Genomic DNA, 1221 nt, shown 5'->3' with positions numbered 1-1221 from the left:
GTCTATGAGTGGTCACCAGGGAAATTCTATCTGGTCTCGGCGGGCGCTTACGAAAATCATGACCACGATTATCTGCACAAGCTGCTGCCGAATGATGGCTCGGTCACCTTGAGTCCTATTACGCAGATGTATGGTGTTCTCGTTCTGGCGGGACCCAAAAGCCGTCAGGTTCTGGAGAAACTGACGCGTGCCGATCTGTCCAACGAGGCGTTTCCGTGGCTTTCCGGCAAGGAAATCAGCGTCGGTACTGCAACGGCGCATGCATTGCGTGTCAATTTCGTTGGCGAGCTTGGCTGGGAACTACACCATCCAATTGAACAGCAGAATACTATCTATGATCTGTTGCTCGAAGCCGGCGCTGAATTTGGCATCAAGCCCTTCGGTATCCGTGCAATGACAGCCATGGCAATAGAAAAGTCATATCGCTTGATCCCGCGCGAATTGTCTATCGAATACAATGCGTTTGAAAGCGGTCTTGATCGCTTCGTTCATCCCAACAAGGGAGAGTTCATCGGACGTGACGCTGTGGTCAAGGCGCGTGAAAATGGTCTGAAATGGAATTTCGTCACACTCGAAGTGCTTGTTCCGGGTGTATCGGATGTCGATGCGCGCGGTAGTGAACCGATATATGTGAAAGGTGAACTTGTTGGCCGTGCCACTCATGGTGGCTATGGCTGGCGCCTCGGCAAAAGTATAGCGCTTGCGATGGTGAAGCCTGAATACTCTGCTCTCGGTACTCAGGTCGAGATCAAGATATTGGGAAAGACCCACAAAGCGATCGTCATTCCGGAATCGCCGTTCGATACCGAAAATGAGCGCTTGAAGGCTTAAACCTGTCGAAAACCGATCTTGAGAATGGCGCCAAAGGGCGCCATTTTTTGCTTCGGCGCCTTTGTTCAACAGAATGTGATCGCGCTGGAAGTCGCTTTGCGTTCCTGCGATTTGAGTTACACTTCATGCATGTCATCGCGTATGAAGACTCTTTGTAGTTTTCTGTCACTGGCAGCTTTGTTAGCCAGTTTTTCGGTGCGCGCGCAAGCAGCGGATACTGAGGTCGATGTCGAGTTGGTTTTGGCCGTCGACGCATCCCGATCCATGGAAACCTTCGAGCAGAAAATCCAGCGCGACGGTTACGTCGCTGCGCTCCGGCGCAAGGACGTCGTCGATGCCATTCGCGACGGTATTCACGGTCGTGTAGCCATTACTTATGTGGAGTGGGCC

2 protein-coding genes are annotated in these 1221 nt (G+C 52.2%); both read left to right on the top strand.

The genetic code is table 11. From position 1 onward, the window contains the following. Positions 1-831: aminomethyltransferase family protein (locus tag ACXJ5O_RS27485; RefSeq protein ID WP_457302673.1), on the top strand; the 831-nt coding region annotated here is incomplete at its 5' end. A gap of 141 nt (positions 832-972) precedes the next feature. Continuing rightward, on the top strand, positions 973-1221 hold a 249-nt coding region (locus ACXJ5O_RS27480; protein WP_457302674.1), incomplete at its 3' end, for a DUF1194 domain-containing protein.

This window comes from Phyllobacterium sp. P5_D12 (assembly GCF_054049495.1).
Note: the sequence above shows the minus strand (reverse complement) of the source record. Positions and strands in the feature narration are given on the sequence as shown.